General features: G+C 72.8%; 3 protein-coding genes and 1 pseudogene. 3 read left to right on the top strand and 1 reads right to left on the bottom strand.

The features are described 5' to 3' along the window. Window positions 1-456, top strand: a 456-nt coding sequence (locus tag ND748_RS28205; RefSeq protein WP_251749231.1) for a ricin-type beta-trefoil lectin domain protein, incomplete at its 5' end; no start/stop codon positions are given. Between the two features lie 12 nt (window positions 457-468). Here ND748_RS28205 and ND748_RS28200 read toward each other — a convergent pair. Next, window positions 469-1776 carry a carotenoid oxygenase family protein gene (locus ND748_RS28200; protein WP_251749230.1) on the bottom strand — a complete coding sequence of 436 codons (1308 nt, stop codon included), beginning with the start codon at window positions 1774-1776 and terminating at the stop codon, window positions 469-471. A gap of 136 nt (window positions 1777-1912) precedes the next feature. Here ND748_RS28200 and ND748_RS28195 point away from each other — a divergent pair, with 136 nt between their 5' ends. Both ND748_RS28195 and ND748_RS28190 read left to right on the top strand, forming a co-directional pair. Then, entirely contained in the window at window positions 1913-2497 is a 585-nt protein-coding gene (locus tag ND748_RS28195; RefSeq protein ID WP_251749229.1) for a PadR family transcriptional regulator, read from the top strand. Window positions 2498-2712: 215 nt separating this feature from the next. After that, window positions 2713-3501, top strand: a pseudogene (locus ND748_RS28190) (hypothetical protein); the annotation flags it as partial.

The following is a 3501-nucleotide window of genomic DNA, read 5'->3' as shown; positions in this document are numbered from 1 at the left end:
CCCCCGCCACGCGCGGCCGATCCCGCCCCCGCGGCCGCGGCGCCGCGCAACACCGCGACCGCGCAGGGCGCTCCCGGCAGGACCTTCGGCGACATCGTGACCCATAACTGCCTCGACAGCAATGCGCAGGGGCAGGTCTACACGATGGGTTGCAACGGGGGCAACTACCAGCACTGGGTATATGTGGCCGGGAACGGCGGAGTGCGGCTCAGGAACGCGCAGACGAACAACTGCGTGGGCAGCAGGGCGAATCCCGCGCCGGACGGAACCAGGTACCAGGGCACGGTGTACGCCGCCGGCTGCGACGGCGGGGCCGCGCAGCTCTGGACATCGTCCAGCGACAGCGCGGGAACGACCTTCCAGAACGTCTCCACCGGCGAGTGCCTGGACAGCAACAGCGACGGGCGCGTCTACACCCAGGGTTGCAACAACGGCGACTACCAGCGCTGGAGCTAGGTCGTGTGAGCCCTATTCGTCGGCGATCCAGCAGCCGTGGAATCCGGCGGGCACCCGCCGGGGCAGGGACACCGACGCCACGGTGTCAAGGCCGGCGGCGGCCAGGACGAGCAGCTCGGAACCGCTCCCGGCCTCGTCGGTCACGATGGAGAGCAGCCAGCCGTCGTCCTCCGACCGGGCCCCGGGCGCGGCGACGAAGATCGCTTCGCCGGGGCTGGCGCCGAGGGCGCGGACCCTGCTCTCGCCGGTGCGGCCGTCGTACTTGACGATCGCGTCCTGGCTGACGGAGTAGAGGAAGCGGTGTGGCCGCCCCACCCGCTGCTCGTTGAGGGTGGGGAACTCGACCGCCCGGTCGTCGAGTGCCTGCTCCTTGACGACACCGCTCACCGGATCGATCAGCCAGCGGTGCGGGAAACCGTCGGCGATCATGCCCGCCCCGGCCGGGGCTCCGCCGAGTCGGGGCCAGGCCGCGGCGAAGCGGGCGCGGTCGTAGCGGACGGCGTCGAGCGAGACCCGTCCGGCGTCGTCGACGTGGGCGTTGCCGACGTGAAAGACGTAGCAGGGGTCGATGTCGAACCACCGCGGCTCGCCGCCGCCGCGCGCCATGACGCCGATGCGCGCGCCGTAGGCGTCGTCCCACCGGTAGGGCATCCCCTGCCCGAGGAGCGCCAGGTCGAGGACGACCGGCAGGTCGAGCCACACGACGTGACTTTCGGTGATGGCGAAGTCATGCATCATCGTCGGGCCCGGCACGTCGATCACCCTGCTCTCGACGAGCTCGCCGGCCGCCGAGAGCCGATGGTAGGTCAGGTACGGCGGGGCCATGCCATAACCGAAGAACAGCAGGTCACCGGTGCGCGGGTCCCGCTTGGGGTGCGCGGTCATGGCGGTGGCGAGCCGGCCGCCGAAGTCGCAGGGTCCGGCCGTCTCCAGCTCGGCCGTCAGCTCGTACGGCAGGCCGACCTCCACCAGCGCGAGGATGTGGCCGGCGTGCCGGATCACGCTGGTGTTCGCGGGAACGGCCGTCAGATCGAATCCGGCGGGCCCGACGAACGGTGCACCCGCCAGCTCGCGGGTGCGCACCCAGCGGTTGCGATACCACTCGGCGCGGCCGTCGCGCAGCCGGACGCCGTGAATCATCCCGGCTCCGGTGAACCAGTGGCCCGGGTCCTCGCCGGGCATCGGGTTCGGGCCGTTGCGGAAGTAGCGGCCGCGCAGCGCTTCGGGTAGCGCGCCGGTGACCGGCAGGTCGACCGCGTCGATCTCGTCGGGCACGGGCGCGAGCAGGCCGCTGAGGTAGGTCGGGGCGCTCGGCGTCATCAGCTGTTCTCCGATCGCAGTGGCTGGCCGGGCCCGGTGGACACGACCTCCACCCCGGCCAGCGATACTCCACCTTAGACATGTCGATGCTAGAACTTCCATCACTGACAGGTCAAGATTGACCTAAGCTGGCGGCATGAGCCTCCGCCATGCCGTGCTCGGCCTGCTCGCCGACCGTCCCGCCAGTGGCTACGACCTGCTCAAGACCTTCGCGATCTCGCTGGGCAACGTCTGGTCGGCAACCCAGAGCCAGGTCTACACAGAACTCGGCCGCCTGGCCGACTCCGGCCAGGTGACCGTCACGGCCGAGGGGGCCAGGGGGCGCAAGGAGTACGCGATCACCGAGTCCGGGCGGGCCGAGTTGCATCGCTGGCTCACCAGGGTCGAACCGAACCGGACGCCGCGCAACGACACGCTGCTTCGGGTGTTCTTCCTCGGCCTGCTCAAGCCCGCGGAGGCCGAGGCCTTCATGCGACGGGAAGCCGAGACCGCGGCGGCCCACCACAAGGAGCTTGCCGCGCTGACGACGGTCGCCGCCGGCCAGGACTCCTTCTCTGCTCACGGCCGGCTCGCGCTCGAGTGGGGCCTTCGCGTCACGGCCGCCCAGCACGAGTGGGCGCTGTGGGCGGAGCAGCAGATCGTCGACCGCGCCGCCGGTGGCGGTGGCGGTGGCGGGCACGGTGGCGGGGACGAGGACGAGGACGTGCCAGCCCAGGGCTGAGCCGGGACCGACGATCACCTGTCGGTCGCCGGCGAGCAGGAGGCCCGCACCAACCGGCAGGGGCCGATCGCGAGGCTCGGCATGGCGTTGGCAGGGCTCCGGCCAGTCGCCGCATTCGTCCGGCCGGCCGGGCCTTCGTGAACTTCCTCGTGCCCGGCGAACGTGCCGGCTGTGGGACGAGATCCGGGCCCGGTCCTGGACAGCGGGGAGGCGCGATGGTGACCACTCTGACCTGGACGGGTCTCGAGGGGCCCGCGGTCGAGGGCACGGCCCGGGCCACCGCACTGGTCGCGGAGGCGGTGGCCTACGCCCGAGGACTTGCCGACCTGAAGGAGACGGGCTACCAGGCGGCGGCGGACCTCGACCGGCGCCTGACGGGTCGAGCCGCCCTCGCGCTGGCGCTGGACACGCCACGCGCGGCGCGACTGCTCGCCGAGTCGGAGGTGGTGCGCCGCGCCCTCGCCACCGGCGCAGCGTCCGCCGCCGAGCAGTCCGCCGCGGACCGGGTGCGTGCGGCCTGCCACACGCTCGGGTTCGACCCGACGACGCGCGACACGCCAGGCCGGCTCGTCGGGGATCTGACCGTGGAACAGGTCGTCGCCGCGGCCGGGGCCGTCGGTCGGATGTTGCGGCTGGCCGACGCGCTCACCGACCGGGCCGCCCGGGTGTCGGCGAGGCGCTGGTCGGCCGCGCTGGCTGCCGGACCGTCCGTGGAGCGGGAACTGACGGCCATTCGCCGGCGACTCGACAGCGTGCTGACGCCGTCGGGACCGGGCGGTCCCGAGACGGATCCGTCCCGCCTCGCCACCCGCCTGCTCGCGGAGTCGGAGCTCGTCCACTGGCCGGTGCTCGCGGCGCGGCTCGCCCGTATCGGCGAGGCCGTCGGCCACGCGCGGATCGCGGCGATGGTGCGTGCCGCGAAGGCCCGGCTGACCGACCAGCAGGCGCAGCGCCGCCGGCAGGCGAGCGTGCGTGGTGGCGTCGACCTGGCCGGTCGGATGGGC

This window comes from Frankia sp. AiPs1 (genome assembly GCF_023716945.1).
Lineage (GTDB): Bacteria > Actinomycetota > Actinomycetes > Frankiales > Frankiaceae > Frankia.
This window is presented reverse-complemented; position numbering and strand designations above follow the sequence as displayed.

Excerpts from the sequence above, each read along its gene's own strand:
- ND748_RS28195 (WP_251749229.1), top strand. The coding sequence starts at position 1,913 with ATGAGCCTCCGCCATGCCGTGCTCGGCCTGCTCGCCGACCGTCCCGCC.
- ND748_RS28200 (WP_251749230.1), bottom strand. The coding sequence starts at position 1,776 with ATGACGCCGAGCGCCCCGACCTACCTCAGCGGCCTGCTCGCGCCCGTG.